The sequence below is a fragment of the Pseudomonas sp. FW300-N2F2 genome, assembly GCF_017351655.1.
GTDB lineage: Bacteria > Pseudomonadota > Gammaproteobacteria > Pseudomonadales > Pseudomonadaceae > Aquipseudomonas > Aquipseudomonas fluorescens_AA.
Genome location: NZ_JACNDQ010000001.1, coordinates 732,775 through 757,834, shown reverse-complemented (window position 1 = coordinate 757,834; position 25,060 = coordinate 732,775). Strand labels below are relative to the sequence as shown.

Annotated in this window: 22 protein-coding genes; 13 read left to right on the top strand and 9 right to left on the bottom strand. The window is 62.8% G+C overall.

Annotated elements, in window-relative coordinates:
- Positions 1-52 precede the first annotated feature (52 nt).
- Both argJ and secA read right to left on the bottom strand, forming a co-directional pair.
- Entirely contained in the window at positions 53-1,270 is a 1,218-nt protein-coding gene (gene argJ / locus J4E63_RS03475) for a bifunctional glutamate N-acetyltransferase/amino-acid acetyltransferase ArgJ (protein WP_192261143.1), read from the bottom strand.
- A 123-nt stretch (positions 1,271-1,393) separates the two neighbouring features.
- Positions 1,394-4,129, bottom strand: coding sequence for a preprotein translocase subunit SecA (gene secA, locus J4E63_RS03470; RefSeq protein ID WP_060740885.1), 2,736 nt, complete (start codon positions 4,127-4,129; stop codon positions 1,394-1,396).
- A 307-nt stretch (positions 4,130-4,436) separates the two neighbouring features.
- Between secA and J4E63_RS03465 the strand changes: the two genes are divergently transcribed.
- Positions 4,437-4,892: a DUF721 domain-containing protein gene (locus tag J4E63_RS03465; RefSeq protein WP_003205074.1), complete on the top strand. Its 456-nt coding sequence runs from the start codon at positions 4,437-4,439 to the stop codon at positions 4,890-4,892.
- Between the two features lie 272 nt (positions 4,893-5,164).
- Here J4E63_RS03465 and J4E63_RS03460 read toward each other — a convergent pair whose 3' ends face one another.
- Positions 5,165-6,655, bottom strand: a complete 1,491-nt coding sequence (locus J4E63_RS03460) for a helicase HerA-like domain-containing protein (protein ID WP_060740884.1) — start codon at positions 6,653-6,655, stop codon at positions 5,165-5,167.
- A 327-nt stretch (positions 6,656-6,982) separates the two neighbouring features.
- On the opposite strand from J4E63_RS03460, the gene J4E63_RS03455 reads away from it, so the two are divergent.
- Genes J4E63_RS03455 through J4E63_RS03445 form a run of 3 tightly spaced genes read left to right on the top strand, consistent with a single transcriptional unit; the run spans position 6,983 to position 9,850 of the window.
- Positions 6,983-8,074: a glycosyltransferase family 1 protein gene (locus J4E63_RS03455; RefSeq protein WP_092166390.1), complete on the top strand. Its 1,092-nt coding sequence runs from the start codon at positions 6,983-6,985 to the stop codon at positions 8,072-8,074.
- A gap of 16 nt (positions 8,075-8,090) precedes the next feature.
- A complete protein-coding gene (locus tag J4E63_RS03450; protein ID WP_092251998.1) occupies positions 8,091-8,858 on the top strand; it encodes a DUF2334 domain-containing protein in 768 nt (255 codons plus the stop codon).
- The gene (locus J4E63_RS03445) at positions 8,855-9,850 is read left to right on the top strand and encodes a lysylphosphatidylglycerol synthase transmembrane domain-containing protein (protein ID WP_092332384.1); all 996 of its coding nucleotides are present in this window, start codon (positions 8,855-8,857) and stop codon (positions 9,848-9,850) included. Before J4E63_RS03450 ends, J4E63_RS03445 begins: the two co-directional genes overlap by 4 nt.
- A gap of 4 nt (positions 9,851-9,854) precedes the next feature.
- Here the strand turns inward: J4E63_RS03445 and J4E63_RS03440 are convergent, their stop codons facing one another.
- Positions 9,855-10,028: a hypothetical protein gene (locus J4E63_RS03440; RefSeq protein WP_175459486.1), complete on the bottom strand. Its 174-nt coding sequence runs from the start codon at positions 10,026-10,028 to the stop codon at positions 9,855-9,857.
- 57 nt (positions 10,029-10,085) lie between these two features.
- On the bottom strand, positions 10,086-10,934 hold the full coding sequence (gene purU / locus J4E63_RS03435; protein ID WP_060740880.1) for a formyltetrahydrofolate deformylase: 849 nt from the start codon (positions 10,932-10,934) through the stop codon (positions 10,086-10,088).
- Positions 10,935-11,238: 304 nt separating this feature from the next.
- Between purU and mvaT the strand changes: the two genes are divergently transcribed.
- Positions 11,239-11,616 (top strand): histone-like nucleoid-structuring protein MvaT, encoded by a 378-nt coding sequence (gene mvaT / locus J4E63_RS03430; protein ID WP_003205091.1) that lies wholly within the window; start codon positions 11,239-11,241, stop codon positions 11,614-11,616.
- A gap of 84 nt (positions 11,617-11,700) precedes the next feature.
- On the opposite strand, the gene sbcB is transcribed toward mvaT, so the two are convergent.
- Positions 11,701-13,137, bottom strand: a complete 1,437-nt coding sequence (gene sbcB, locus J4E63_RS03425) for an exodeoxyribonuclease I (RefSeq protein WP_207281142.1) — start codon at positions 13,135-13,137, stop codon at positions 11,701-11,703.
- A gap of 388 nt (positions 13,138-13,525) precedes the next feature.
- Here sbcB and J4E63_RS03420 point away from each other — a divergent pair, with 388 nt between their 5' ends.
- The 7 genes from J4E63_RS03420 to J4E63_RS03390 all read left to right on the top strand — a co-directional run bounded on the left by J4E63_RS03420 (position 13,526) and on the right by J4E63_RS03390 (position 21,167).
- Positions 13,526-14,251 carry an RDD family protein gene (locus J4E63_RS03420; protein WP_207281141.1) on the top strand — a complete coding sequence of 242 codons (726 nt, stop codon included), beginning with the start codon at positions 13,526-13,528 and terminating at the stop codon, positions 14,249-14,251.
- Entirely contained in the window at positions 14,248-15,222 is a 975-nt protein-coding gene (locus J4E63_RS03415; protein WP_103311124.1) for a stage II sporulation protein M, read from the top strand. The genes J4E63_RS03420 and J4E63_RS03415 overlap by 4 nt, the downstream gene beginning before the upstream one ends.
- Positions 15,209-16,750 carry a DUF4129 domain-containing protein gene (locus J4E63_RS03410; protein WP_207281140.1) on the top strand — a complete coding sequence of 514 codons (1,542 nt, stop codon included), beginning with the start codon at positions 15,209-15,211 and terminating at the stop codon, positions 16,748-16,750. The genes J4E63_RS03415 and J4E63_RS03410 overlap by 14 nt, the downstream gene beginning before the upstream one ends.
- Entirely contained in the window at positions 16,747-17,910 is a 1,164-nt protein-coding gene (locus tag J4E63_RS03405; protein ID WP_207281139.1) for a DUF4350 domain-containing protein, read from the top strand. The genes J4E63_RS03410 and J4E63_RS03405 overlap by 4 nt, the downstream gene beginning before the upstream one ends.
- On the top strand, positions 17,907-18,911 hold the full coding sequence (locus tag J4E63_RS03400; protein WP_207281138.1) for a MoxR family ATPase: 1,005 nt from the start codon (positions 17,907-17,909) through the stop codon (positions 18,909-18,911). Before J4E63_RS03405 ends, J4E63_RS03400 begins: the two co-directional genes overlap by 4 nt.
- 217 nt (positions 18,912-19,128) lie before the next feature.
- On the top strand, positions 19,129-20,460 hold the full coding sequence (locus tag J4E63_RS03395) for a DUF58 domain-containing protein (protein WP_207281137.1): 1,332 nt from the start codon (positions 19,129-19,131) through the stop codon (positions 20,458-20,460).
- 338 nt (positions 20,461-20,798) lie between these two features.
- Positions 20,799-21,167 carry a DUF6124 family protein gene (locus J4E63_RS03390; protein ID WP_207281136.1) on the top strand — a complete coding sequence of 123 codons (369 nt, stop codon included), beginning with the start codon at positions 20,799-20,801 and terminating at the stop codon, positions 21,165-21,167.
- 142 nt (positions 21,168-21,309) lie between these two features.
- Here J4E63_RS03390 and J4E63_RS03385 read toward each other — a convergent pair whose 3' ends face one another.
- Complete coding sequence (locus J4E63_RS03385; protein WP_207281135.1) at positions 21,310-21,669, bottom strand: PilZ domain-containing protein; 360 nt, start codon at positions 21,667-21,669, stop codon at positions 21,310-21,312.
- Positions 21,670-21,953: 284 nt separating this feature from the next.
- Positions 21,954-22,325: a tol-pal system YbgF family protein gene (locus J4E63_RS03380; RefSeq protein WP_092201417.1), complete on the bottom strand. Its 372-nt coding sequence runs from the start codon at positions 22,323-22,325 to the stop codon at positions 21,954-21,956.
- 336 nt (positions 22,326-22,661) lie between these two features.
- Here J4E63_RS03380 and pyk point away from each other — a divergent pair, with 336 nt between their 5' ends.
- Positions 22,662-24,113, top strand: a complete 1,452-nt coding sequence (gene pyk / locus J4E63_RS03375) for a pyruvate kinase (RefSeq protein ID WP_060740869.1) — start codon at positions 22,662-22,664, stop codon at positions 24,111-24,113.
- Between the two features lie 182 nt (positions 24,114-24,295).
- Here the strand turns inward: pyk and J4E63_RS03370 are convergent, their stop codons facing one another.
- A complete protein-coding gene (locus J4E63_RS03370) occupies positions 24,296-25,045 on the bottom strand; it encodes an enoyl-CoA hydratase (RefSeq protein WP_207281134.1) in 750 nt (249 codons plus the stop codon).
- Positions 25,046-25,060: the final 15 nt, after the last annotated feature.

Below are 25,060 nucleotides of genomic sequence, written 5' to 3'. Positions count from 1 at the left end.
TCCCTGTGGGAGCGAGCTTGCTCGCGATGGCAGCAACTCGGTCCCGAACCGGTTAAGTCCGGTACTCAGCGTTGATCTTGACGTACTCGTGGGACAGGTCGGTGGTCCAGATGGTTTCGCTGCAATCACCCCGTCCCAACTCGATACGGATGGTGATTTCTTCCTGCTGCATCACCGCCGCGCCCTGGGCTTCGGTGTAGGTTGCAGCACGAGCGCCTTGGCTGGCGATGCAGACTTCGCCGAGGAACACGTCGATCTTGCTCACGTCCAGCTCAGGCACGCCGGCCCGGCCGACGGCGGCGAGGATGCGACCCCAGTTCGGGTCAGAGGCGAACAGTGCGGTCTTGATCAGCGGCGAGTGAGCCACGGTATAGCCCACATCCAGGCATTCCTGGTGATTGCCCCCGCCGTTGACCTGCACAGTCACGAACTTGGTCGCGCCTTCGCCGTCCCGGACGATGGCCTGGGCCACTTCCATGCACACGTCGAACACGGCCTGCTTCAGGGCCTCGAACAGCGGGCCGCTGGCCTCGGTGATCTGCGGCAGGTTGGCCTGGCCGGTGGCGATCAGCATGCAGCAGTCGTTGGTGGAGGTGTCGCCGTCGATGGTGATGCGGTTGAACGACTTGTTGGCCCCGTCGAGCATCAGGTCTTGCAGCACCTGGCGCGAGACCTTGGCGTCGGTGGCGATGTAGCCGAGCATGGTCGCCATGTTCGGCCGGATCATGCCAGCGCCTTTGCTGATGCCGGTGACGGTGATGGTCACGCCGTCATGCTCGAACTGGCGGCTCGCGCCCTTGGGCAGGGTGTCGGTGGTCATGATACCGGTGGCGGCGGCGGCCCAGTTGTTTTCCGACAGGTCGTCGAGGGCGGCTTGCAGTGCGCCTTCGATCTTCTCGACCGGCAGCGGTTCGCCGATCACGCCGGTGGAATACGGCAGCACCTGGCTGGCGTCGACGCCGGTCAATTCCGCCAGCTTGGCGCAGGTGCGCTCGGCGGCGGCCAGGCCTGGCGCGCCGGTGCCGGCGTTGGCGTTACCGGTGTTGGTCAACAGGTAACGCACCGGCCCCTGCACGCGTTGCTTGGCCAGGATGACCGGTGCGGCGCAAAAGGCGTTGAGGGTGAACACACCCGCCACCGTCGAGCCTTCGGCGCAACGCATGACCACGACGTCCTTGCGCCCGGGGCGCTTGATGCCCGCCGAGGCAATACCGAGTTCAAAACCGGCAACCGGGTGCAACGTGGGCAACGGACCAAGACCAACAGCCATGAATGCGCTCCTAAATCAGATGTATATCGACGCCGTCCTCATTGAGACGGCGAATCAAAATGGCAAAACGCCGCGACGGATGGAATCCGGTCGCGGCGCGGGTGGTTCAGCGTTGAGACGGGTTTATTGGATCTGCCCGTGGCAATGCTTGTATTTCTTGCCCGAACCGCAATAGCACAGTTCGTTGCGGCCCAGCTTCTGCTCGTTGCGCACCGGTGCGGTCGCCAGGGCGACATCCACATCGACGCCCTCTTCGGCGACCACTTCCAGGCCAGGGGCTTCGGCGTGTTCGAACTGCATGCGCGCAGCCAGGGCTTCGGCCTCCTGACGCAGGCGGGCTTCTTCCTCGGCTGGGTCTTCGCGGCGAACCTGTACGTGGGACAACACACGGATCGAGTCGCGCTTGATCGAATCGAGCAGCTCGGAGAACAGCGTGTAGGACTCGCGCTTGTACTCCTGCTTCGGGTTCTTCTGGGCGTAACCACGCAAATGGATACCGTGGCGCAGGTGATCCATGGTCGACAGGTGGTCTTTCCACAGATCGTCCAGTACCCGCAGCACAATCTGCTTCTCGAAGGAGCGCAGTGCCTCGGCGCCCGCCTGGTCTTCCTTCTCGTTGTAGGCAGCGATCAGTTCGGCCAGCAGTTTTTCGCGCAGGGTTTCTTCGTACAGGTGATCGTCTTCGTCGAGCCATTGCTGGATCGGCAATGCCACGCCGAAATCGCTCTGCAAGGCGGCTTCCAGGCCGGCGACGTCCCACTGTTCCGGCAGCGACTGCGGCGGGATGTGGGCGCTGACAGTGGCGTTGAGCACGTCCTGACGGAAATCGGCGATGGTTTCGCCAATGTTGTCGGCGGCCAACAAACTGTTACGCATGTGATAGATCACTTTACGCTGTTCGTTGTTGACGTCGTCGAACTCGAGCAATTGCTTGCGGATATCGAAGTTGCGGCCTTCGACCTTGCGCTGGGCCTTCTCGATGGCGTTGGTCACCATGCGGTGCTCGATCGCCTCGCCGGGCTGCATGCCCAGGGCCTTCATGAAGTTCTTCACCCGGTCAGAGGCGAAGATGCGCATCAGGCTGTCTTCCAGGGACAGGTAGAAACGGCTGGAGCCGGCATCGCCCTGGCGACCGGCACGGCCACGCAACTGGTTGTCGATACGACGGGATTCGTGACGCTCGGAAGCGATCACCTGCAAACCGCCGGACTCGAGCACCTGCTGGTGACGCTTCTGCCAGTCGGCCTTGATCTGCGCGATCTGCTCGGGGGTCGGGCCTTCCAGGCTGGCGACTTCCACTTCCCAGTTGCCGCCCAGCAGGATGTCGGTACCACGACCGGCCATGTTGGTGGCGATGGTCAGCGCACCCGGGCGACCGGCCTGGGCGATGATCTCGGCTTCCTTCTCGTGGAACTTGGCGTTGAGGACCTTGTGCTCGATACCTTCCTTGTTGAGCAAGGCGGACATGTGCTCGGAGGTCTCGATGGTGGCGGTACCGACCAGGATCGGACGGCCCTGGGCCATGCCTTCCTTGATGTCGTTGATGATCGCCGCGTACTTCTCTTCGGCGGTCAGGAACACCAGGTCGTTGTAGTCCTTACGGGCCAGCGGTTTGTTCGGCGGGATCACCACCACTTGCAGGCCGTAGATCTGGTGGAATTCGAACGCCTCGGTGTCGGCGGTACCGGTCATGCCGGACAGCTTGTTGTACAGGCGGAAGTAGTTCTGGAAGGTGGTCGAGGCCAGGGTCTGGCTCTCGGCCTGGATGTTCAGGCCTTCCTTGGCTTCGATGGCCTGGTGCAGGCCTTCGGACAGGCGACGACCCGGCATGGTACGGCCGGTGTGTTCGTCCACCAGCACGACCTGGCCGTCCTGGACGATGTACTCGACGTTGCGATGGAACAGCTTGTGGGCACGCAGGCCGGCATAGACGTGGGTCAGCAGGCCCAGGTTATGGGCCGAGTAGAGGCTCTCGCCTTCGGCCAGCAAGCCGACGCGGGTGAGCATTTCCTCGATGAACTGGTGACCGGCTTCGTTGAGCTCGACCTGGCGGGTCTTCTCGTCGATGGTGTAGTGCCCGGGCTGGGTCACTTCGCCTTCGACTTCCTCGACGTGCAGCTTGAGCTGCGGGATCAGCTTGTTGATCTCGATGTACAGCTTGGAGCTGTCCTCGGCCTGACCGGAAATGATCAGCGGGGTACGGGCTTCGTCGATGAGGATGGAGTCGACTTCGTCGATCACGGCAAAGTTGAGTTCACGCTGGAATTTTTCTTCCATGCTGAACGCCATGTTGTCGCGCAGGTAGTCGAACCCGAATTCGTTGTTGGTGCCGTAGGTGATGTCGGCGGCATAGGCGGCGCGCTTCTCTTCCGGCGGCTGGAACGGCGTGACGACGCCGACGGTCAGGCCGAGGAATTCGTAGAGCGGGCGCATCCAGTTGGCGTCGCGGCGGGCCAGGTAGTCGTTGACCGTCACCACGTGCACGCCCTTGCCGGACAGTGCGTTGAGGTACACGCCCAGGGTCGCCACGAGGGTCTTGCCCTCACCGGTACGCATTTCGGCGATCTTGCCTTCGTGCAAGGTCATGCCGCCGATCAACTGAACGTCGAAGTGGCGCATGCCCATGATCCGCTTGCCGGCTTCACGGGCGACCGCAAAGGCTTCGGGCAGGAGCTGGTCAAGGGTTTCCCCCTTGGCGATGCGGTCCTTGAATTCGGCAGTCTTGGCGCGTAACTGATCGTCCGAAAGGGCCACCATTTGCTCTTCGAAGGCATTGACAGTCTGTACCGTCTTGAGCATGCGCTTGACTTCACGCTCGTTCTTGCTTCCAAAAAGTTTCTTTAACAAAGGCGCAAACATATCGGCAGGATCTTCCACACTAAAGGGATGGAGGGCGGCCCCATGAGTCGCCCGTGCAGCCCTCATGGCCGCATGCGAACGAGCATTCTACCCGGAAACGATGGAGAGGAAAGTGGCGTTATTCCACGATGCTGGCACAGCGCTGTGACGGGGCCACCCTAAAATAAGGGCTTTTGCGCGAACTTCAACCCACAAAGCGCAGAAGTTACTCACTGATTGTGTAGCCAAAAGCCGCTGGGCGAGAGGGTCGAGGCGCGTCCGGCGCTTTCTGCTACCATGGCGCCTCTGTCACTTGCGGTATTCATTCATGGCCTTCCGCCCTCTTCCAGCCAAGGCGCCCGCCGTTCTGCTGCGCGAAGCCAAGCCGCTGAAAGCCATCTTCGGCCACGCCAAACGCCTGGGCCACTTGCAGCGCCTGCTGGACAGCCAGTTGCAACCGGCCGCGCGCGAGCATTGCCACGTGGCGTCCTGGCGCGAAGGCAGCCTGCTGTTGATCGTCACCGACGGCCACTGGGCCACGCGCCTGCGCTACCAGCAAAAACGCCTGCTGCGCCAACTCCAGGCGTTCGAAGAATTCGCCAACCTGACGCGGATCCTGTTCAAGGTGCAGCCCCCCACCGTCCAGGTCGGCGCCAAGGGCCACACGCTGGATCTGTCCACCGACGCCGCGGCAACCATCCAGGCCACCGCCGACGGCATCACCGATCCCAACCTGCGGGCGGCGCTGGAGCGATTGGCGGCGCATGCGCGGCCCAAGGATTGAGATTTTCGGCGCCGGCTAGATAGCAATCGCGAGCAAGCTCGCTCCCACAATGGACCTGAAGCGGCCACCTATTTCGTGTATGACACCAATCCCTTGTGGGAGCGAGCTTGCTCGCGATTGCGGCAGGTCAGCCGGTACACTTTTCGCCTGCCAAACCGCCTTCGCGAGCAAGCTCGCTCCCACAGTGGACCTGCAGCGGCCACCTATTTCGTGTATGACACCAATCCCTTGTGGGAGCGAGCTTGCTCGCGAAGGGGGCAACTCGGTCTCGACTACCGGCGCCGCTTGCTGCCCCCCAGCAACGACCCCATCAACCCGCGCACCAATTGCCGGCCCAGTTGATTGGCCGCCTGGCGCATCGCCGATTTGAGCGCCTGGCCGGCTGCCGTGCCAAGGAACTCGCCGGCCTTTTCGGTGAAGCTGGGTTCTTCGTCCGCGGACTTGCCCGGCACCGCGTCGGCCTGGGGTTCCAGCCCCTTGCGTCCCATCAGCACTTCGTAGGCCGATTCGCGATCAATGGGCTTGTCGTAGCGACCTTGCAGCGACGAACTGGCGATCAACCCGGCGCGCTCGGCCTCGCTCAGCGGCCCGATGCGCGATTGCGGGGGCGCCACCAGCACGCGCTGGACCATTTCCGGCGTGCCTTTTTCCTGCAAGGTGCCCACCAGGGCTTCACCGATGCCCAGCTCGGTCAGCACCGCCAAGGCATCGAACTGCGGGTTGGGCCGGAAACCGTCGGCCACCGCCCGCAGGGATTTCTGTTCCTTGGCCGTAAAGGCCCGCAAGCCATGCTGGATACGCAACCCTAACTGAGCGAGCACATCGTCCGGCAAGTCACCCGGCGACTGGGTCACGAAATACACCCCCACGCCCTTGGAACGGATCAGCCGCACCACTTGCTCCAGGCGCTCCTGCAAAGCCTTGGGCGTACCGGCAAAGAGCAAGTGCGCCTCATCGAAGAACAGCGCCAGCAGCGGCTTGTCCGCATCGCCGCGCTCGGGCAACTGTTCGAACAGCTCGGCCAGCAGCCACAGCAGGAACGTCGCGTAGACCTTCGGTGCTTCGTGGACCAGGCGGCTGGCGTCGAGCAAGTGGATGCGGCCACGGCCATCACTGGCCGGTTGCAGGATGTCTTCGAGCTGCAACGCCGGTTCGCCGAACAACGCGTCCGCGCCCTGCTGTTCCAAAGTGGACAGGCGCCGCAGCAGCGCCTGACTGGAGCCGGTGGTCATCAACGCCGCGTCGTCCCCCAGCAGCTCGGGGTTGTCCTTGAGATGATTGAGCAGCGCCTTCAGGTCCTTGAGGTCCAGCAGCAACAGGCCTTCACGGTCGGCCACCTTGAACGCGGCGTAGAGCGCCGACTGCTGGCTGTCCGTGAGTTCCAGCAGGCTGCCGATCAACAACGGGCCCATTTCACTCAGGGTGGTGCGCAGTGGATGCCCGGACTGGCCGTGGATATCCCACAAGGTCACCGGATAAGCCTGGGGCTTGTGGTTGAGCCAGGGCATGCCGGCGATGCGCTCGGCGATCTTGCCCTGGGGGTTGCCGGCAGCACCCAGGCCGCACAGGTCACCCTTGATATCCGCCGCGAACACCGCCACGCCGGCATCGCTGAACATTTCGGCCAGGCGCTGCAAGGTGACGGTCTTGCCGGTCCCGGTGGCGCCCGCCACCAGGCCATGACGGTTCGCCAGGCGCATGGCCTGGGCGATGGGCTGGCCGCTGAGGTCGGCACCGATAACGAGTTGCGATGAGTCAGGCATATGGTCACCCGTGGTGTTTGCGATATGACGCCATTTTGCACGCTTATATAAAAGCATGCCTGGCGCATTGAGACCCTGGCGCTGGAAATAAAAATCGCATGTGATCGCACTCATGTGGCGAGGGAGCTTGCTCCCGCTGGGCTGCGAAGCAGCCCCAAAATCTTGGGAGCGCTTCGCACTCCAGCGGGAGCAAGCTCCCTCGCCACGTATTCATTTGCATAGCCGCTACGTCACCACAACCCCAACCGAACATCTATTCTTCATAAAGGTCAACACAGGAGAACACAGACCGGAGGGACGTTCATCGTGCATATAGCGGACATAACCATGTTCTACGCCCCCGCCAGCGGAGGCGTGCGCACTTATCTGGATGCCAAGCACCGGCGCCTGGGCGATCGGCCCGGTATTCGCCACAGCCTGTTGATCCCCGGCGCGCATTTGAGCGAGCACGACGGAATCTACAAGGTGCCAGCCCCTGCACTGCCGTTCGGCAAGGGCTATCGCTTCCCCCTTCGCCTGGCGCCCTGGCGCAATGTCCTGCGCGATCTGCAACCGGATCTGATCGAGGTCGGCGATCCGTACCTCACCGCCTGGGCCGCATTGGATGCCCGCCGTCAGCTCGACGTGCCCGTCATCGGTTTCTATCACTCCGACCTGCCGCTGTTGGTGAGCAACCGCATGGGCAACTGGTTCACCCCCAATATCGAAGCCTATGTCAGCAAGTTGTACGGCAATTTCGACCGGGTCCTCGCACCGAGCCAGGTCATGGCCGACAAGCTGACCGGGCTGGGGGTCAAGAACGTCTATGTACAACCCTTGGGCGTTGACCTGCAAACCTTCACCCCCGCCGCCCGCGACCCGGGACTGCGAGCCGAGCTGGGTATCGCCGAAGACACGCGCCTGCTGATTTTCGCCGGTCGCGGCTCCAAGGAAAAAAACCTGCCGGTGCTGCTCAAGTGCATGAAACGCCTGGGCGAGCGCTATCACCTGCTGTTGGTGGGCTCATCGATGCCCGCCGTGGTGCCGGACAACGTCACGGTGGTCGACGAATTCTGCCCGGCGCCGCAAGTCGCCCGGCTCATGGCCAGCGCCGATGCCCTGGTGCACGCCGGCGACCAGGAGACCTTCGGCCTGGTGATCCTCGAAGCCATGGCCAGCGGTATTCCCGTGGTGGCGGTGGCGGCCGGGGCTTTCACCGAAATCGTCCACGAGGACTGCGGCCTGCTGTGCACGCCCAACAATCCGCAGGCCATGGCCAATGCCGTGCGGCAACTGTTCAGCGAAGGCTGCCAACGCCGTGGCCTGCTGGCGCGCCGGCATGTGGAGCGTCATTACGCCTGGGACACCGTGGTCAACAGCTTGCTGGGGCACTACTACGCCGTGCTCGGCGAACAAATGCCGTTGCTGGCCAATGGTTGAGGCGAGGACCGTGTCGATGAGTTCTTCGCCCAGCGTGCTCTTGGTGTTGCACGACGTGGCACCGCAAACCTGGCCTGACTACCAGCCCTTCGTCGAAGCCGTGGATGCCCTCGGCCAAGTGCCGATGACCTGGCTGGTGGTGCCGGACTTTCACCGTACCAATGCCTTGGAGGCTCACCCCGACTTTCGCCGCCTGCTCGACCGCCGGGTCGAGCGCGGCGACGAGCTGGTGCTGCATGGCTACTACCATTGCGACGACGGCCCTGTCGCCCGCCACCCCAAGGAGTGGTTCATGCGCCGGGTCTATACCCATGAGGGGGAGTTCTACAACCTGTCCGAAGCCGCCGCCCTCGCCCGCCTGCGCGCCGGGATCGACACCTTTGAGCGCTACCATTGGCCCCTGGAAGGTTTCGTCGCCCCGGCCTGGCTGATGAGCGAAGGCACGCGCCAGGCCTTGCGCCAGTTACCGCTGAGCTACACCAGTGACACCCAACACCTCTATCGCCTGCCCGACTTCAGCGCCATCGACGCGCCGGGCCTGGTCTGGAGTGCCCGCAGTGCCTGGCGCCGTGGCCTGTCGAAGGTCATCAGCGACCAGCGTGAACAGCGCTGGCGCCAGGCCCCGGTGATTCGCCTGGGCCTGCACCCGGTGGACATGCGCCACGGGTTTTCCCGGGACTATTGGCTGCGCACCCTCGAACGCCTGCTCAACGACGGTCGCGTGCCGATGACCAAGGTCGGCTGGCTGGCAACCCAGGGGCTGCGGGCCCGCAGCGCCGCATGAAACGGTTGATCTGGCTGGGCGCCGCCCTGCTCACGGCGCTGTTGGTGCCGCTGCTGGTCGGCGGCGGGGAAATGTGGTCGCGGGTGCAGCGCTTTCCCCTGTCCCTGCTGCTGACCATGCTCGGCATGATCGTGCTGTGCTGGGGCTTGAATTCCGTGCGCCTGCGCCTGTTGCTGGGTGAATACCGTGGGCGCATCGGCGGGTGGAAAAGCATGGGCGTGGTGATGTCCACCGAGTTCGCCATGTGCGCGACGCCCGGAGGCAGTGGCGGCCCGCTGACGCTGATGGCCCTGCTGGCGCGCAACGGTGTACGCCCGGCCCATGGCAGCGCGGTGTTCGCCATGGATCAACTGAGCGACTTGCTGTTCTTCCTCTGCGCCTTGGTGGGCATTCTGTTCTACGCGCTGTTCCAGAACCTCAGCCAGCGCCTGGAATGGATGCTGGCGTTGAGCGCGATTTCATTGTTTGGCGGGCTGTTCGGCTGCGTGCTGGTGGCCCGTTATCACCGCCGGCTGATTCTGCTGGGCGCTCGTGTGCTGCGGCACTTGCGGGTAAAGACCGCCACCCGCCGACGCTGGGGCCGCAAGATCCTGAACTTCCTCGCAGCCTTCACCGACACCTTGAAATTGCCACGACAGACGCTGTTCCAGGTCTTCGGCCTGACCTGCCTGCATTGGGCGCTGCGCTACAGCGTGTTGTACCTGGCATTGAAGGGGCTGGGTGCGGACCTGCAGTGGGCCTGGAGTTTCCTGATCCAGATGCTGTCCTTGAGCGCGGGGCAGTTCAGCCTGCTGCCGGGCGGTGCCGGGGCGGCCGAGCTGACTTCGGCGGCGCTGTTGGCCCCCATGGTGGGCAAGTCCACCGCAGCGGCGGCGATCCTGATCTGGCGGGCGGTGACCTACTACTTTTATTTGGTGGCCGGTGGGCCGGTGTTCTTCCTGATGGTCGGGCGGCCGTTGATCAAGAAGCTGATCAGGCTCAGGCAAGCCTGACCGGTCACGGCGTCTGTTCGGGCGCGTCCTGGGGATGCAATTGCTCCCACAATTGCGCGGCATCGGGAAACTCGGTGCCATCCTCCGGGCTCAACGCGTCGGGGTCATAGCGGCTGAGGCAGCCCTCGCCCAGGGTGGCTGGCGCCTTGGAGGTGGCTTTGTCCAATGGATCGGTCATGGCGAACCTCATGAAAAAAGGCCTGGCGATCGCTCGTCCAGGCCCTGTGCAGTGTAGTCAGAAGACCACGGTCTTGTTGCCGTGCACCAGCACCCGGTCTTCCAGGTGATAACGCAGGCCCCGGGCCAATACCATCTTCTCTACGTCACGGCCGAAACGCACCATGTCTTCGATGCTGTCGCTGTGGCTGACACGCACCACGTCCTGCTCGATGATCGGGCCGGCATCCAGTTCTTCGGTCACGTAGTGACAGGTGGCGCCAATCAGCTTCACACCGCGCATCGACGCCTGGTGGTACGGCTTGGCCCCGACGAACGACGGCAGGAAACTGTGGTGGATGTTGATGACCTTGTGGGCGTACTCGCTGCACAAGGCCGGCGGCAGGATCTGCATGTAGCGGGCCAATACCACCACCTCGGCGTCGTGCTGCTTGACCAGTCGCGAGACCTCGGCGAACGCCGGATGCTTGTCCTGCGGGTCGACCGGCACGTGGTAGTACGGGATGCCGTGCCATTCCACCATGCTGCGCAAGTCATCATGGTTGGAAATCACACAGGCGATGTCGCAATCGAGCTCATCGCTGTGCCAGCGGTGCAGCAGGTCAGCCAGGCAATGAGACTCGCGGCTGGCCATGAGCACCACGCGTTTTTTCTGCGCGGTGTCGGTGATACGCCAGTCCATCGAGAACTCTTCGGCAATGGGGGCGAACGCTTCACGAAAGGCTTCAATGCCGAAGGGCAACGAGTCGGCACGAATCTCGTGACGCATGAAAAACCAACCGCTTTGATTGTCCGAGTGATGGCTCGCTTCGGTGATCCAGCCGTTATGGGACGCCAGAAAGTTACTGACTTTAGCAACGATGCCGACGCGGTCCGGGCAAGCAATCACCAGACGAAAAGTGCGCATTAGGGGAACTCCAGAACTTCGCAAAGGCGGCCATTCTAGCCATTGCGCGGCAAAACTGCAGTATCGATGACACACCGGATCCTGGGCGACCGCCCCAGGCCATGGCCGGCGAGGCCCGGGAAGGCAGATTATATGTGAACAGATGTGAAGACACTGTCGCGGTATTTAACTGCAACAGGCATTTTTGTGGCGCAGCACTAATTAATTAAATAAAACACCGGTTAAATGTTTACTTGATGAAACTGTCTGATTACTATTGCCGCACTGTCTCCTTGTCACCCGCGTCCTACATAAGGTAGTCCACATGTCCTTGATCAATGAATACCGCGCCACAGAAGAAGCCATCAAAGAACTGCAAGCTCGCCTGAAAAACCTGTCGCAAGACGACAAACTGCAAACCGAGCTTGAATTCGAAGGCAAACTGCGCACGCTGATGGGCGAATACTCCAAGTCGCTGCGCGACATCATTGCCCTGCTGGATCCAGAAGCCAAGTCGAGCAAAGCCCCTCGTGGCGCCGTGAAAACTACCGGCACCAAGCGCGCTCGCAAAGTTAAGCAATACAAGAACCCGCACAACGGTGAAGTCATCGAAACCAAAGGTGGCAACCACAAGACTCTGAAAGAGTGGAAAGCCAAGTGGGGCGGTGACGTGGTAGAAGGCTGGGCAACCCTGCTGGGCTAAGCCTCACCGCGGCGCAAGCTTCTTTGCGAACAAAAAAACGCCAGTGATTACTGGCGTTTTTTTTATGCCTGTTATCTTTTCATTTCATTGCGATTCAAGGCTTAAACGTTTGCGCAACTGCTGGCTGTAGCCCTGCCACTCCACGAGTACTTCTCGCTGCATCGGCGTAGACAGGGCCAGCCACTCTCCCATCGCCTCGTCAAAACTTTGCAAGGTATTAGGCGCTCCCCATTCCGGGGCGGACAGACGCTGTTGACAGAAAATTCTCCAGCGTTCCTGCTCTTCGGGATTCAAGGTGTCTGGAAAGTTGCGTGCACGATATCGGAACAATAGTTCCGGCAGACGCTCATCATCGAAAGGCCATTGCGCTTGCGCCAATTGCGCCGGGTCCGCCATACGCACTTGTTCACATAAACGCCGATCGCGATCACCCAAGAAGCCCGCGTATAACTGTTGCTCGGGATCCTCGCTGGCGGTGAAATCCTCGCGGCCATAAATAGCCTGAAGTTTATCCTGCCAAACTTTCTGTGCGTCAGTTAGCCGCAATGCGCGCTGTTGGTAGCCCTCCATGTCCAGTTCCAGCCGCTGCTGGTCCTCGACGCGCAGCACAGACAACGGCGCGACCACCGGGCATTTGTTGATATGGATAAGCTTGAGCGGCACCGGCAACTCACCTTCGAGCAGTTCTTCGCGGCGGGTATACAAACGCTGGCGCAGGGTTTCGGCGTCATGGTCCAACAGGCCCTGGGGGTCCAGGTGCAGGTCGCAGACAATCAGGGCGTTGCGGTTTTTCGGGTGCCAGGCCAACGGCAAGACCACACCGATGTAGTTGCGCGCCGCCGAGAAGCGACCGGAAATATGCACCATCGGCTGCAACAGGCGGATCTGGTCCATCACTTTCTGCTTGCTGCGCAACTGGAACAGCCAGTCGTAGAGCCGCGGCTGCTGCTGACGGACCAGGCGGGCCAGGGCGATGGTCGCGCGCACGTCCGACAACGCATCGTGGGCCTGGCCATGATCGATGCCATTGGCGGCGGTCAGGCGTTCGAGCTTGAGGCTGACGCGACCGTCCTCCTGCGGCCAGACAATGCCTTGCGGGCGTAGCGCATAGGCCGCGCGCACCAGGTCGATCAGGTCCCAGCGGCTGTTGCCGCCCTGCCACTCCCGTGCGTACGGGTCGAAGAAGTTCCGATAGAGGCTGTAGCGGGTCATTTCATCGTCGAAACGCAGGGTGTTGTAGCCGGCGCCACAGGTACCGGGCGCGGCCAGGTGCCCGTGGACACGGGTCATGAAATCGGCTTCGCTCAAGCCTTTTTCGGCCAGGCATGTCGGGGTGATGCCGGTAATCGCACAGGCCGCCGGATGCGGCAGGATGTCATCGCTGGGCTGGCAATACAGATTCACCGGTTCGTCGATTTCATTGAGCTCGAAATCGGTACGGATACCCGCCACCTGCAAGGGCCGGTCGCAACGCGGGTTGATGCCGGTGGTTTCGTAGTCGTACCAGAAGATGGAAGTCACGGGCTGTTCCTGAACTGAAGACTGGCGAAGTCTAGGCGCTCGAACCCGCCTGCGACCAGCAGTGCTGTAACTTTTGAATACCAATGTGCGAGCGGTGTCGGACACTGGATCTGTGAACACTCGAGAATTCTTGTGGGAGCGGGCTTGCTCGCGAAAGCGGTGGGTCAGCGACATTGATGTTGAATGTACCGCCGTCTTCGCGAGCAAGCCCGCTCCCACAGGGATCTGTGAACACTGAGGGGTCGCAGAATGATGCAGACAGTGTTCACCCTCTCAATCCTGTTGCAAACCATCAAATGACCTGCACAGCTCTATCGTTTGCCCGCACGAAGACTGCTAGCATCGGGGCCGAGATTGAATGTTCGGATCGGCCCATCACAGGTTGCCCATGCTCGAGACACCAGCACTGCAAAGGAACGCGACGCTGCCCGCGCCCCTGGACACGCGTTATCAGGTGGAAACGCCGGAGGGCATCGACCTGCCACTGCGCCCGGCGGGGCTGATGCCGCGTGCGATCGCCTTCACCATCGATTTGGGTATACGCGGCTTGGTCCTGGGTGTCTTTTTCCTGGTCCTGGCGTTTTTCGGCGAGCTGGGGCTCGGCCTGGGGTCGATCCTGCTGTTTGTCGTCAGTTGGTGGTACATGGTGCTGTTCGAGGTACTCAACCAGGGGCGTTCTCCCGGCAAGCAGATCATGGGGCTGCGCGTGGTGCAGGACGATGGCCGGCCCATCGGCTGGTCGGCGTCGTTGATCCGTAACCTGCTGCGTTTCGTCGACATGCTGCCCTTCGGCTACACCTTCGGGGCCATCTGCTGCCTGCAGCATCCGGCGTTCAAGCGCCTGGGCGATCTCGCGGCCGGTACGCTGGTGGTCTATCGCGAACAACCGGTCAAACGCCCCGCACTGCCCATGGCCCCGCCGATACGCACGCCTTTCACCCTGAACCTGCATGAGCAACGCGCCGTGCTGGGCTTCGCCGAACGCCAGGCAGAACTGTCCCAGGCGCGGGTCAACGAACTGGCCGCGATCCTGGCCACGCCACTGAACGTCCAGGTGCCGAACGCCACCGCCGAACTCAATGGCATCGCCCGCGGCCTGCTGGGGCCGACATGAAGCAAAGCCTGTTCGAAAGCCGCCACCAAGGAGAATGGGAGCAACTGGCCCAGCAACTCGATCAATTGGAGCGCAGCCGCAACGTGCCCCAGAGCGGTGACTTCCCTGCCGCCTACCGCCGGCTTTGCCATCACCTGGCATTGGCCCAGGCTCGGGGCTACAGCAGCTTGCTGGTCGACACCCTGCAACAACTGGCGCTGCGCGGTCACCAGCAACTCTACCGGGATCGCAGCCGACCATCGGCCAGCCTTTCGGCCTTTATCCTGGTCGGTTTCCCTCGACTGGTGCGTGAGCAATGGCGCTTCGTGCTGGCCGCCAGCCTGATGTTCCTGGGTAGTCTGGTCGGCATCGGGCTACTGGTCTATCTGTTCCCGGAACTGGTCTACAGCGTGCTGGGCGCCGACGAAATCAGCCAGATCCGCAGCATGTATGACCCGGCCTCCGGGCACCTGGGGCGCTCGGTCGAACGGGCCGCCAGCGAAGACTGGGTCATGTTCGGTTACTACATCATGCACAACATCGGCATTGCCTTTCAGACGTTCGCCAGTGGCTTGATGTTTGGGCTGGGGAGCGCGTTCTTCCTGTTTTTCAATGGCCTGACCATTGGCGCGGTGGCCGGGCACCTGACGCAGATCGGCTCGGGCACCACGTTCTGGTCGTTCGTGATCGGCCACGGCGCCTTCGAACTCACCGCCATCGCCCTGGCCGGAGCCGCGGGCCTGCAACTGGGCTGGGCGTTGATCGCCCCGGGACGCCTGACCCGTGGCGAGGCCTTGCGGCTCGCGGCGGGTAAAAGCGTGCTGATGATCGGCGGCGTGATGCTGTTCCTGCTCATCGCCGCGTTCATCGAGGCCTACTGGTCTTCCAGCGCGGTAACGCCCGCCACCAAATACACCGTGGGCGCCTTGTTGTGGCTGTTGGTCATCAGCTATCTGTCGCTTGCCGGACGGGCCCGCCATGCGCCTGAGTGATGCCACCGTCGTCATCCGCCCACGCACCACTTGGGAAGCCATGGACCTTGGCGTGTTGATGAGCCAGCAGCATCGACGCTTGCTGATGACCAGTTGGGCGATCATCACGCTGCCGGTGTACCTGTTGCTGACCTTTCTCCTATGGGACTCACCGTCCCTGGTGGTGATGCTGTTCTGGTGGTTGAAACCGGCCTTTGACCGTCTGCCGCTGTACATCCTGTCCAAGGCGCTGTTTGGCGAAACCCCCACCTTGCGACAGGCCTTGCGCCAATGGCCGGCGCTGCTCAAGCCCCAGTTGCTGGCCAGCCTGACCTGGCGCCGACTGAGCCTGAGCCGCAGCTTCCTGCTGCCGGTGGTGCAACTCGAAGGGCTCGCCGGTGAGGCGCGGGAGCAACGCATACGGGTATTGCTGCAACGCAACCGCGGTGCGGCGCAATGGCTGACCATCATCGGCATGCACCTGGAAACCGCCCTGTGGTTCGGCCTGATGGCCCTGTTCTATCTGTTCGTGCCGCAACAAGTCGAACTGCAATGGGACTGGGAGACGCTGGTGTCAGCGGCCGACCAAAACTGGTTGTGGTTCGAACACCTGGTCAACTTCCTCTACCCGCTGCTGCTGATCTTGTGGGAGCCGGTGTACGTCGCCTGCGGCTTCAGCCTCTACCTGAACCGGCGCACGATCCTCGAAGCGTGGGACATCGAACTGGTGTTCCGGCGCCTGCGCCAGCGCCTGAGCGGCGTGGCCCCGGCATTGTTGCTGCTGGCCCTGGTGATGCTGCCGCTGGCGCCCCCGGCGTGGGCCGACGAAGAGCCCAACGCCCCCGACAGCCCGCGGCTGCTCAACCAGCCCCTTACCAGCGAAGCCTCCCGGGCCGGCATCAAGGCGATCCTCGAGGCCCCGCCGTTCAAGAACCCGGAGACCGTCACCCGTTATCGTTTCGGCGAAGAAACCGCCGAACCCACCAACGAGTCCGAGGCAAAACCGAGCTGGCTCAAGACCCTGTTCAAATGGCTCGGCGGCCAACGCTTCGACATCGCCGCCGCGCTGATCCAGGTCGCGCTGTGGGCCTGCCTGGCAGGTGCGATCGCCTGGCTGGCCTGGCACTACCGGAAACGCCTCAAAGCCCTGGTCAATCGGCGACCGACGCAACGCCTGCCCGTGGAACGAGCGGCACCGGCACACATGTTCGGCCTGGATATTCGTGAAGAAAGCCTGCCGACCGACGTCGCCGCCAGCGTCGAACAGCTGTGGGCCACGCAACCCCGTGAAGCCTTGGGCCTGCTGTACCGGGCACTGCTCAGCCGGTTGCATCATGACTTCAAGATCCCCTTGAAACCGTCCGACACCGAAGGCCAGGTGCTGCAACGCGTCGAACAGCTCGAGCAGGACAACCTGCTGGGCTTCAGCAAAAGCCTGACCCTGCATTGGCAGAACATTGCCTATGGGCATCGCCCGCCGCCGCCCCACCTGCAACAGGAACTGTGTGACGGCTGGCGCGGGTTGTTCGGGCCGGGAGCGTCTCGATGAGCCGGCACGCGGGATGGCTGATCGGCGCCGTGCTGGCCGCCGTGGTGTGCGCATTCGGTTTTTATCTCTACACCCAGGCCGTGCCCTATGAAGAGGTCGTCGAGCACGGCCCCTCCCCGCAAGCACAGGCCAACCCTTACCTGGCCGCCGAACTGTTCCTGCGCCAACGGGGGATCAACGTCGGGCACGCCAACAGCCTGGAGGTGCTGCCCACCCTGGAGCCACGCCAGCACAGCCTGCTGTTGCTGGGCGAGCGCACCCACATGACGCCACGGGAAGTCGAACAGTTGATGAACTGGACCCGGGCCGGCGGACGCCTGGTCTTTGTGGCCGAAGCCTTGTGGGACAAGAGCACCGGCAGCAGCGGCGACCTGCTGCTCGACCGTGTGCGCCTGCGTCAACTGCTGAGCGAAGACCTCAAGGAGCCCGCGCCCGAACTGATCAAGGACCGTTACCCGGAACTGACCAAGCTCTACCTGGAAGACGAAGAAGCGCCAGCGTATGCCGGTTTCGACACCGACTTCCACCTCGAAGACCCGTACAACCTGGCCCAGGCCTGGGCCAACAGCGCGGTGTCGACCCACATGATGCAATTGAACCTCGGCCTCGGCTCGATCACCGTGATCACCGACGCCGAGCTGTGGAAGAACGACGCCATCGACCAGTATGACAACGCCTGGCTGCTCTGGTATTTGAGCGCCGACACGGACGTCACCCTGCTGTTCAACACCGACCACGACACCTTGCTGACCCTGTTGCTGCGCTATTTCCCCCAGGCGCTGGTGGCACTGCTGGCCTTGGTTGCCCTGTGGTTCTGGCGTTCGGCGGTGCGCCACGGCCCGCTGCAACCACCGGCCTCCCAGGCCCGGCGCCAACTGGAAGAACACGTACAGGCCAGCGCCGGTTTCCACCTGCGCCACAACGGCCAGCAGCACCTGTTGCACGCCTTGCAACAAGACGTGCTGCGCCGGGCCCGCCATCTTCACCCAGGCTTCGAACAACTGGCCGTCGCCGAACAATGGCAGGTCCTCGCCCGCCTGACCCGACAGCCCACGCGGGCCATCAGCCAGGCCTTGAGCCCACGGCCGAAACAGCGTATGTCCAGCGCAGAGTTCTGCCGCCAGGTCGCCCATTTGCAAACCCTCAGGAATGCCTTATGACTGAACAGAACGAACCTACCGACGGTCAGGCCCACGCCGCCCAACAGCGCCAGCGCGCCAGTCAGTTGGCCCAGGCGATCCGCACCGAGCTGCGCAAGGCGGTGGTCGGCCAGGCCAGCGTGATCGACGATGTGCTCACGGCACTGATCGCTGGCGGCCACGTGCTGCTCGAAGGCGTTCCCGGGCTGGGCAAGACGTTGCTGGTGCGCGCCTTGGCTCGCTGTTTCAACGGCGAGTTCGCGCGCATCCAGTTCACCCCCGACCTGATGCCCAGCGACGTCACCGGGCACGCGGTGTATGACTTGCAGACCGAGCAGTTCAAGCTGCGCAAGGGCCCGGTGTTCACCAACCTGCTGCTGGCCGACGAGATCAACCGCGCCCCGGCCAAGACCCAGGCCGCGCTGCTCGAAGCCATGCAGGAACGCCAGGTCACCCTCGAAGGCCGCGCCCTGCCCATCAGCCAGCCGTTCATGGTGCTGGCCACCCAGAACCCCATCGAACAGGAAGGCACCTACCCGCTGCCGGAAGCCGAGCTCGACCGCTTCATGCTCAAGGTGCGCATGGACTACCCGGACGCCGAGCAGGAGCTGGACATGGTGCGCCAGGTCAGCCGGTCGACCCGTGCCGACATGCTCGACGTGCAACCGCTGCGCATGGTGCTGCAGGCCAAGGATGTGCAAGCGTTGCAACGCATCGCCAGCGATCTGCCGATGGACGACCAGGTGCTCGACTACGCCGTGCGCCTGGCCCGCACCACCCGCAGTTGGCCGGGCCTGACCCTCGGCGCCGGGCCTCGTGCTTCAATTGCGCTGGTCCGTTGCGCCCGGGCCCGGGCGTTGTTGCGCGGCGGCGAGTTCGTGGTGCCGGACGACATCAAGGGCTGCGCCCTGGCCGTACTGCGCCATCGGGTACGGCTGGCGCCGGAACTGGACATCGAAGGGCTGTCGGTGGACCAGGTGCTGGGGCAACTGCTCGATCAAGTGCCGGCGCCGCGGTTGTGATGAGGGCGCCTGTGACAAGCACGCCTTTTGTGCCTGGAACGCTGGTTGTGGCGAGGGAGCTTGCTCCCGCTGGGCTGCGAAGCAGCCCCCAGGTTCTATCTGCCACACCGCCAGGGGACGCTGCGCATCCAGCGGGAGCAAGCTCCCTCGCCACGGGGAATCTCACGGCAGCAAACTCCTTCGCCAAGGCAAATACCCCCTGCGAGGGAATGCACCCATGAAACCCTCGCGCCTGCTCTTGATCTGGCTCGCGGTGCTGCTGGCCCTCGGCATTGTGCTGGGCGCGCTGCGGGCACTCGGCGTGACCGTGCCAGCGACGCTGCTGTCGATCAACTGGGGTTTGCTGCTGGCCGTGCTGGCCCTTGCACTGTTCGACGCGGTGCGCGTCCGGCGCCTGCCCTCGCCCCGGCTACAACGGCAAATGCCCGGGAGCCTGGCCCTGGGTCGCTGGGGTGACATACGGTTGGACATCAGCCATGACTTTGCCCAGCCACTGCTCGTGCAGCTCTTCGATCATGTACCCGACGGCCTGGATTTCGAAAACCTGCCGCTGTCGGTCGAGCTGCAACCCGGCCAGCGCAGCCAGGTCGGCTACCGCCTGCGCCCGCTCAAACGCGGTCACTTCACCTTCGTCCAGTGCGAAACCAACCTGCCAAGCCCACTGGGCCTGTGGACCGACAAACGCCTGCTGGAGGCCGTCGACCACACCCGTGTCTACCCGGACTTCGCCAGGCTCTACGACGGTCAACTGCTGGCGGTGGACAATTGGCTCAGCCAACTCGGCATCCGCCAGCGTCAACGTCGTGGCCAGGGGCAGGAATTCCATCAACTGCGGGAGTTTCGCGAAGGCGACAGCCTGCGCCAGATCGACTGGAAAGCCACCGCCCGCCACCGCACGCCGATCGCCCGGGAATACGAAGACGAGCGTGACCAGCAGATCATCTTCATGCTCGACTGCGGCCGGCGCATGCGCAGCCAGGACGGCGAGCTGGCGCACTTCGACCACGCCCTCAACGCGTGCCTGCTGCTCAGCTACACCGCCCTGCGCCAGGGCGATGCCGTAGGCCTGAGCACGTTCGCCAGCGATCAAAGCCGCTACCTGGCCCCGGTCAAAGGCACCGGCCAGCTCAACGTGTTGCTCAACACCGTGTACGACCTCGACAGCAGCCAACGCCCCGCCGACTACCAGGCCGCCGTCACCGAACTGCTGGCCCGGCAAAAACGCCGGGCCCTGGTGGTGCTGGTGACCAACCTGCGGGACGAAGACGACGAGGAACTGCTGGCCGCCGTCAAACGGCTGGGCCAACAACATCGGGTACTGGTGGCCAGCCTACGGGAAGAAGCCCTCGACCGCTTGCGCCAGGCACCGGTGCAAACCCTGCCCGAAGCCTTGGCTTATTGCGGGACGGTGGATTACTTGAACGCCCGGGCCGAGCTGCATAAGCAGTTGGCCGCCCATGGTGTACCCACCCTGGATTCGCGCCCCAGTGAGTTGGGGGCGGACCTGGTGACCCAATACCTGGCCTGGAAAAAGGCCGGGACCGCCTAGGTCCTACAGCGAGCCTGCGAAGCTCCAGCTAACTACAGCGCCTTGCGCAACGGACTACAGATCCGCCAGAATCCGCCGGCTTGTGCACCTTGGCCTTGCCCCGTAACTTGATTCGCGTCGCTGATATCCAGCGATCGGGTTTAGTCGCCCGACGATGAAGTGATGTGCACAAGGCGTCATCCAGTCGGGTTCCCCTATCCCCGCACTTGATGGTGGCTGTGCGCAGGGCGCCCTCGGGCGCGCCGGTTTCACTTCTCACCGGTCGACTAACCTGCGTCCAGCCGCCACCCCTCGTTTAGTCGCGAGCCGGATGGCAGCACCACCAAAGAGAAGTGAGTATGATCAAGCCGACCCCAAATCCCCCACACACCGACCCGCTCTCCCCCCACGAAACCCTCGACCGCGAAAAGCTCGACGAAGCCGCCCAAAGAGCTCTGGACTACTACCTCAAGCCCAACAACGGCCAGCCCGACCAGAAAACCGCCAAACACCTGGACTACTTCATCGTCGCCCCCGACGCCGACCCCGAAGGCATGCTCGCCCACACCTACGAAACCTTCTGCTCGGTGAGCACGCTGATCCTGGACTTATCCGAAGACCTGGAAGGCGCCCCGCGCAACCTGGCCCTGGCGATTCACCAGATGGGCGAGATGGGGGTGTTGTTGCTGGAAAGACTGCTGGATAACGAAGCGAAGGTTCAGCGCTGAAGGCCGAATGACCTGTAGGAAACAGGAAGCCCTGTGGGAGCGAGCTTGCTCGCGATAGCGGTGGATCAGCTTGCAGCCATGTTGAATGTACCGCCGCCATCGCGAGCAAGCTCGCTCCCACAAAGTCGGTAGCCCGTAATGCTCAAGCCGATTCCGGCAACGGATAGAAACTGAAATATTGCCGCAACGCATTGATCAGTTGCCCGTACTCCGGCGGCGCCCACGTCAGGCTGAAGCCGGCGTCGAAATGCATCGGCGTCACGTCTTCCTGGCACCACAGGCACCTGGCTTTCAACTTGATGTTTTGCTGTGGCCCTTCATCAGCGGGGATTTTCAGGTGCAGGTCAAAATCCGCACCGATCATCAGCGGAAGCTGGCTGATCAGCATCAGCCCATTTTCAGAAACATTGCCCAAAAAACCGATAGGCCTGTCGTTGATACCGTTAAACACTTTGAGGAAATACGGCAACTGATGCCGTTCGATTCGGCGTTCCTTGTACATGTTTTGTATCGCTTTCTTAGCGGCCACACACCGGGCCTACCAATCACTTCGGAACGAACCCAAGCGAGCCCGCTCTCCCCAATCCCGGTGCCAGACGCTATCAACCGCCTCGAGCCTACTTCTGCCGGTCTCAGGTGCTTCTAAAAGTGGAGATCTAGCTCTAACTACGACTTGTACAAATATAGCCCAAGGTGGGGTGACAACCAGCCCCATGTATTAATTTTCATAAACACGACGGGCAGAGGGAGGGTGGCCAGGATTGCGCCTGGCCACGGGAGGGAGTGTCAAGAAGCTGGACGGATGGCCGAGGCGCTGCGGGTCGGGTAGTGGCCCAGGCTCTGCAGGGTTTCCAGACGGGCGCGGGCGCGGAACGCGTATTCGCTGTTAGGGTATTGGGTGATGATGAACTGGTACGTTTGTGCCGCATCGACAAACAGCTTCTGCCGTTCCAGGCACTGGCCGCGCAGCATCGAGACTTCCGGCTGCATGTAGCGGCGGGCACGGCTGGCGCGGTCGACCTGGGACAACTCGAGCATGACCTGCTCGCAATTGCCACGGTCATAGGCCTTGTAGGCCAGGTTCATGTGGTGGTTCATCGACCAACGGGTGCAGCCCGTGACGCTCAGGGCCAGGGCAACAAAAAGCACGAATCGCATGGGAGGTTCTCCTGTCTTGAGCTCTGTATCGACCTGGCAGGGAAAATCTTCAGCCTGAAAACGCTTACCATGGCTGGCACACACCCTGTGGCGAGGGAGCTTGCTCCCGCTGGGGCGCGAAGCGGCCCTGTTCTGGGGCTGCTGCGCAGCCCAGCGGGAGCAAGCTCCCTCGCCACAAGAGCAGCGCCAGGCGTTCATACATGCCGTTCATAAAGGTGTGAAAATTTTCAGGAATGTTCATTTCGAAAAACAAACGAAAAAGTAGTGCATATGAACAATGACTACACCCAAAGAGCATAGTAGCCTTCGCTGGCGCTTGAACTTGAGGAGTCTTGCATGTCCGTCCGTCGCACCAAAATCGTCGCTACCCTTGGCCCGGCCAGTAATTCGCCGGAAGTTCTCGAACAGCTGATTCTGGCTGGCCTGGACGTTGCCCGCCTGAATTTCTCCCACGGCACTCCCGAAGAACACAAGGCGCGTGCCAAGCTGGTGCGCGACCTCGCCGCCAAGCACGGCCGCTTCGTCGCCCTGCTGGGTGACCTGCAAGGCCCGAAGATCCGCATCGCCAAATTCGCCAACAAGCGCATCGAGCTGAAGATCGGTGACAAATTCACCTTCTCCACCAGCCATCCGCTGACCGAAGGCAACCAGCAGGTGGTCGGCATCGACTATCCCGACTTGGTCAAGGATTGCGGCGTAGGCGACGAGCTGCTGCTCGACGACGGCCGTGTGGTGATGCGCGTCGAAACCGCCACCGCCACCGAACTGAACTGCATCGTGACCATCGGCGGCCCGCTGTCGGACCACAAAGGCATCAACCGTCGCGGCGGTGGCCTGACGGCCCCGGCCCTGACCGAAAAAGACAAGGCCGACATCAAGCTGGCCGCGGAAATGGAAGTCGACTACCTCGCCGTGTCCTTCCCCCGTGACGCCGCCGATATGGAATACGCCCGCCAACTGCGCGACGAAGCCGGCGGTACTGCCTGGCTGGTGGCCAAGATCGAACGCGCCGAAGCCGTTGCCGACGACGAAACCCTCGATGGCCTGATCAAGGCGTCCGACGCCGTGATGGTGGCCCGTGGTGACCTGGGTGTGGAAATCGGCGACGCCGAGCTGGTGGGCATCCAGAAGAAAATCATTCTGCACGCACGCCGCCACAACAAGGCCGTGATCGTCGCGACCCAGATGATGGAGTCGATGATCCAGAACCCGATGCCGACCCGCGCCGAAGTGTCCGACGTAGCCAACGCCGTGCTCGACTACACCGACGCCGTGATGCTCTCGGCCGAAAGCGCCGCCGGCCTCTACCCGCTCGAAGCGGTGCAAGCCATGGCGCGCATTTGCATCGGCGCTGAAAAGCACCCGACCAGCAAGACCTCCAGCCATCGCATCGGCAAGACCTTCGAGCGCTGCGACGAAAGCATCGCCCTGGCGACGATGTACACCGCCAACCACTTCCCGGGCGTGAAGGCGATCATCGCCCTGACCGAAAGTGGCTACACGCCGCTGATCATGTCGCGCATCCGCTCCTCGGTGCCGATCTACGCGTTCTCCCCGCACCGCGAAACCCAGGCCCGTGCCGCCATGTTCCGTGGCGTCTACACCGTGCCGTTCGACCCGGCCGCCCTGCAACCGGGCGAAGTCAGCCAGGCGGCGGTGGATGAACTGGTCAAGCGCGGCGTCGTGCAGACCGGTGACTGGGTCATCCTGACCAAGGGCGACAGCTACCACACCATCGGCGGCACCAACGGGATGAAAATCCTGCATGTTGGCGACCCGATGGTCTGAGTGACCGAGCGCTGAAAAACAAAAGCCCCGCCATGTGAATGGTGGGGCTTTTTGGTTTTTGCCTTGAAGCCTGTGCTGGCTGGTCTGCCGCCATCGCGAGCAAGCTCGCTCCCACAGGGTGTTCATGCCCCCCTGTGGGAGCGAGCTTGCTCGCGATGGGGCCAGGCCAGGCGCTCCAGAATTCAATGCCTGTTGATAAACCCCGACAACGCCGCAACCGCCTCGGGCGAGCGCAGGCGTTGGGTGAACAGCTTGCCCTCTTCTTCAATCACCTTGCGCAACAGTTCCCGGTCCGGCGCCCTCATCAGTTGCTTGCTGATGCGCACCGCGTCAGGCGGCAGCGATTCGAAACGCAGCGCCACCTCCCGCGCCTTGGCCAATGCCGCTTCACCGCTGTCCAGCGCCTCGGTGGCAATGCCCCACGCAACCGCTTGTTCGCCACTGAAGCCCTCACCCAACAGCAACAATTGCGCAGCCCTGGCCTGGCCCAGCAGCCGCGGCAGGATCAGGCTGGAACCGAATTCCGGGCACAGCCCCAAGTTGACGAACGGCATGCGCAGCCGCGCGTCTCGGCTGACGTAGACCAGATCGCAATGCAGCAGCAACGTGGTGCCGATGCCCACCGCCGGTCCGGCCACGGCGGCGATCACCGGTTTGCGGCAATCGAGCAGGCTGAGCATGAACTGGAATACCGGGTTGTCGAGGTCGTTCGGTGGCTGTTCGAGGAAGTCGACGATGTCGTTGCCGGCGGTGAAGCAGTCACTGGAACCGCTGAGCAGCACCGCGCGAATCTGCGGGTCGCTGTCCGCCATCGCCAGGGCTTGGGCCAATTGACCGTACATGGCCCGGGTCAGGGCATTTTTCTTGTCCGGGCGGTTCAAGCCCACGGTCAGCAGGCCGCGTTGACGGTCGAGCAACAGGGTTTCGGTCATGATCGGTCTCGCGTC

Coding starts and splice junctions, on each gene's coding strand:
- J4E63_RS03410 (WP_207281140.1), top strand. CDS start 15,209: ATGCGCCTGAGTGATGCCACCGTCGTCATCCGCCCACGCACCACTTGG.
- J4E63_RS03390 (WP_207281136.1), top strand. CDS start 20,799: ATGATCAAGCCGACCCCAAATCCCCCACACACCGACCCGCTCTCCCCC.
- J4E63_RS03445 (WP_092332384.1), top strand. CDS start 8,855: ATGAAACGGTTGATCTGGCTGGGCGCCGCCCTGCTCACGGCGCTGTTG.
- J4E63_RS03385 (WP_207281135.1), bottom strand. CDS start 21,669: ATGTACAAGGAACGCCGAATCGAACGGCATCAGTTGCCGTATTTCCTC.
- J4E63_RS03455 (WP_092166390.1), top strand. CDS start 6,983: ATGTTCTACGCCCCCGCCAGCGGAGGCGTGCGCACTTATCTGGATGCC.
- J4E63_RS03460 (WP_060740884.1), bottom strand. CDS start 6,655: ATGCCTGACTCATCGCAACTCGTTATCGGTGCCGACCTCAGCGGCCAG.
- J4E63_RS03380 (WP_092201417.1), bottom strand. CDS start 22,325: ATGCGATTCGTGCTTTTTGTTGCCCTGGCCCTGAGCGTCACGGGCTGC.
- J4E63_RS03420 (WP_207281141.1), top strand. CDS start 13,526: ATGCTCGAGACACCAGCACTGCAAAGGAACGCGACGCTGCCCGCGCCC.
- J4E63_RS03370 (WP_207281134.1), bottom strand. CDS start 25,045: ATGACCGAAACCCTGTTGCTCGACCGTCAACGCGGCCTGCTGACCGTG.
- J4E63_RS03440 (WP_175459486.1), bottom strand. CDS start 10,028: ATGACCGATCCATTGGACAAAGCCACCTCCAAGGCGCCAGCCACCCTG.
- J4E63_RS03405 (WP_207281139.1), top strand. CDS start 16,747: ATGAGCCGGCACGCGGGATGGCTGATCGGCGCCGTGCTGGCCGCCGTG.
- purU (WP_060740880.1), bottom strand. CDS start 10,934: ATGCGCACTTTTCGTCTGGTGATTGCTTGCCCGGACCGCGTCGGCATC.
- J4E63_RS03400 (WP_207281138.1), top strand. CDS start 17,907: ATGACTGAACAGAACGAACCTACCGACGGTCAGGCCCACGCCGCCCAA.
- mvaT (WP_003205091.1), top strand. CDS start 11,239: ATGTCCTTGATCAATGAATACCGCGCCACAGAAGAAGCCATCAAAGAA.
- J4E63_RS03395 (WP_207281137.1), top strand. CDS start 19,129: ATGAAACCCTCGCGCCTGCTCTTGATCTGGCTCGCGGTGCTGCTGGCC.
- argJ (WP_192261143.1), bottom strand. CDS start 1,270: ATGGCTGTTGGTCTTGGTCCGTTGCCCACGTTGCACCCGGTTGCCGGT.
- J4E63_RS03465 (WP_003205074.1), top strand. CDS start 4,437: ATGGCCTTCCGCCCTCTTCCAGCCAAGGCGCCCGCCGTTCTGCTGCGC.
- pyk (WP_060740869.1), top strand. CDS start 22,662: ATGTCCGTCCGTCGCACCAAAATCGTCGCTACCCTTGGCCCGGCCAGT.
- secA (WP_060740885.1), bottom strand. CDS start 4,129: ATGTTTGCGCCTTTGTTAAAGAAACTTTTTGGAAGCAAGAACGAGCGT.
- J4E63_RS03450 (WP_092251998.1), top strand. CDS start 8,091: ATGAGTTCTTCGCCCAGCGTGCTCTTGGTGTTGCACGACGTGGCACCG.
- J4E63_RS03415 (WP_103311124.1), top strand. CDS start 14,248: ATGAAGCAAAGCCTGTTCGAAAGCCGCCACCAAGGAGAATGGGAGCAA.